This window comes from Hansschlegelia quercus, from assembly GCF_004310425.1.
Lineage (GTDB): Bacteria > Pseudomonadota > Alphaproteobacteria > Rhizobiales > Methylopilaceae > Methylopila > Methylopila quercus.
This window is the reverse complement of sequence record NZ_SIUB01000013.1, coordinates 2501-5730: the sequence shown is the minus strand read 5'-3', so window position 1 is coordinate 5730 and position 3230 is coordinate 2501. Positions and strand designations below refer to the sequence as shown.

The following is a 3230-nucleotide window of genomic DNA, read 5'->3' as shown; positions in this document are numbered from 1 at the left end:
GCAAAAACCCGCCGGCTTTTAGCTGGCGGGTTTTTGTTTATTTGGTTGCGGGGACAGGATTTGAACCTGTGACCTTCAGGTTATGAGCCTGACGAGCTACCGGGCTGCTCCACCCCGCGCCGTGTCCGGACTGTTGGGTCGGGGACGGTTGAGCGCGTTTTGGTCTGTGATCATCGTGGAACGTGTAACGCACTTCGCAGGCCTGGCGACGACCTACTCTCCCGCGCCTTAAGACGAAGTACCATTGGCGCAGAGGGGCTTAACGGCCGAGTTCGGGATGGGATCGGGTTTTTTCCCCTCGCAAAGCCACCAGGCCGGCGAAGTGCGTTTTGAAGCAAGCTGGAGTTTTACTTTCAGGTTCGGCCCATCCTCAACGCAAGAGGAGGGATGGGCGCGGATCGCAAGAGCGATCAAGCCAATCGAACGATTAGTACCGGTAAGCTTCACATGTCGCCATGCTTCCACACCCGGCCTATCAACGTGGTGGTCTTCCACGATTCTCAAGGGAGATCTCGTTTTGAGGGGGGTTTCCCGCTTAGATGCCTTCAGCGGTTATCCCGTCCGCACGTAGCTACCCTGCAATGCGGCTGGCGCCACAACAGGTCCACCAGAGGTGCGTTCATCCCGGTCCTCTCGTACTAGGGACAAATCCTCTCAAATCTCCGACACCCACGGCAGATAGGGACCGAACTGTCTCACGACGTTCTGAACCCAGCTCACGTACCACTTTAATCGGCGAACAGCCGAACCCTTGGGACCTGCTCCAGCCCCAGGATGTGATGAGCCGACATCGAGGTGCCAAACACTGCCGTCGATATGGACTCTTGGGCAGTATCAGCCTGTTATCCCCGGCGTACCTTTTATCCGTTGAGCGATGGCCCGTCCACGTGGAACCACCGGATCACTATGACCGACTTTCGTCTCTGCTCGACTTGTCTGTCTCGCAGTCAGGCAGGCTTATGCCATTGCACTCAACGACCGATTTCCGACCGGTCTGAGCCTACCATCGCGCGCCTCCGTTACTCTTTGGGAGGCGACCGCCCCAGTCAAACTGCCTGCCATGCATTGTCCCGGATCCGGATAACGGATCGCGGTTAGACGATCGTGACGATAAGGGTGGTATTTCAAGGATGGCTCCACACGAGCTGGCGCCCATGCTTCAAAGCCTACCACCTATCCTACACATGCCAACACAATCGCCAATGCAAAGCTACAGTAAAGGTGCACGGGGTCTTTCCGTCTGACCGCAGGAACCCCGCATCTTCACGGGGAATTCAATTTCACTGAGTCTATGCTGGAGACAGCGGGGAAGTCATTACGCCATTCGTGCAGGTCGGAACTTACCCGACAAGGAATTTCGCTACCTTAGGACCGTTATAGTTACGGCCGCCGTTTACTGGGGCTTCGATTCAAAGCTTGCACCTCTCCTCTTAACCTTCCAGCACCGGGCAGGCGTCAGACCCTATACGTCATCTTGCGATTTCGCAGAGCCCTGTGTTTTTGCTAAACAGTTGCCACCCCCTGGTCTGTGCCCCTCGCACCTGGTTGCCCAGATACGAGGCCTCCTTATCCCGAAGTTACGGAGGCAATTTGCCGAGTTCCTTCAGCATAGTTCTCTCAAGCGCCTTGGTATGCTCTACCAGTCCACCTGTGTCGGTTTCGGGTACGGTCTGATGTGGGAGCTATTTCCTGGAACAACTAGGCCGCCTTCGGAATCCAATAACCTCCGACAGCTTCCGTCATTCGTCACTACCCACTGGCTGGGGAATATTCACCCCATTCCCATCGACTACGCCTTTCGGCCTCGCCTTAGGGGCCGGCTAACCCTGCGCAGATTAGCTTTACGCAGGAACCCTTGGACTTTCGGCGGGAGTGTCTCTCACACTCCTTTTCGTTACTCATGTCAGCATTCGCACTTCCGATATCTCCAGGATGCCTCACGGCTGTCCCTTCGCAGACTTACGGAACGCTCCGCTACCGCTCAACGTATCGCTACGTCGAACCCTAAGCTTCGGCTCGTGGCTTGAGCCCCGTTACATCTTCGGCGCAAGAACCCTTGTTTAGACCAGTGAGCTGTTACGCTTTCTTTAAAGGATGGCTGCTTCTAAGCCAACCTCCTGGTTGTTTTGGGATTCTCACATCCTTTCCCACTTAGCCACGAATTGGGGGCCTTAGCTGTAGGTCAGGGTTGTTTCCCTCTCCACGACGGACGTTAGCACCCGCCGTGTGTCTGCCGGATAGTACTTACTGGTATTCGGAGTTTGGTTAGGTTTGGTAATCCGGTAAGGACCCCTAGCCCATCCAGTGCTCTACCCCCAGTAGTATTCATCCGACGCTCTACCTAAATAGATTTCGCGGAGAACCAGCTATTTCCGAGTTTGGTTGGCCTTTCACCCCTAGCCACAAGTCATCCGAGACTTTTTCAACAGGCACCGGTTCGGTCCTCCAGTGCGTGTTACCGCACCTTCAACCTGCTCATGGCTAGATCACCCGGTTTCGGGTCTAATACGTCGAACTTCGCGCCCTATTAAGACTCGCTTTCGCTGCGCCTACACCTAACGGCTTAAGCTTGCTCGACACATTAAGTCGCTGACCCATTATACAAAAGGTACGCAGTCACCCTTGCGGGCTCCTACTGTTTGTAAGCATCCGGTTTCAGGAACTGTTTCACTCCCCTTGTCGGGGTGCTTTTCACCTTTCCCTCACGGTACTGGTTCGCTATCGGTCGCTGAGGAGTACTTAGGCTTGGAGGGTGGTCCCCCCATGTTCAGACAGGATTTCACGTGTCCCGCCCTACTCGAGTCCTGCAGTTTCTTTTTCGCGTACGGGGCTATCACCCAATGACGCCCGACTTTCCAGACGGTTCCGCTAAATAAACTGAAGGCGCTGGCCTAGTCCGCGTTCGCTCGCCACTACTAACGGAGTCTCTGTTGATGTCCTTTCCTCCGGGTACTTAGATGTTTCAGTTCCCCGGGTTCGCCTTTGTTTCCTATGTATTCAGAAACAAATACCTCTGTGTCGACGCATCGTGATCTGACGCCCGCAAAGATCGCTCTTCACGAGTTTCAGACCACAAAACGTCGGAGGTGGGTTTCCCCATTCGGAAATCGTCGGATCAAAGCCTGTTCGCAGCTCCCCGACGCTTATCGCAGCGTACCACGTCCTTCATCGCCTCTCAGCGCCAAGGCATCCACCGAATGCTCTTAAGACACTTGATCGCTCTCACGATC

At 55.0% G+C, this 3230-nt stretch carries 1 tRNA gene and 2 rRNA genes; all 3 read right to left on the bottom strand.

Annotated features, from left to right (window positions below):
* Positions 1-42 precede the first annotated feature (42 nt).
* Positions 43-119: transfer RNA gene (locus EYR15_RS16870), tRNA-Met, on the bottom strand.
* 81 nt (positions 120-200) lie between these two features.
* Positions 201-314 (bottom strand): 5S ribosomal RNA (rrf, locus tag EYR15_RS16865).
* A 92-nt stretch (positions 315-406) separates the two neighbouring features.
* Positions 407-3218: ribosomal RNA gene (locus tag EYR15_RS16860) — 23S ribosomal RNA — on the bottom strand.
* Between the last annotated feature and the right edge of the window lie 12 nt (positions 3219-3230).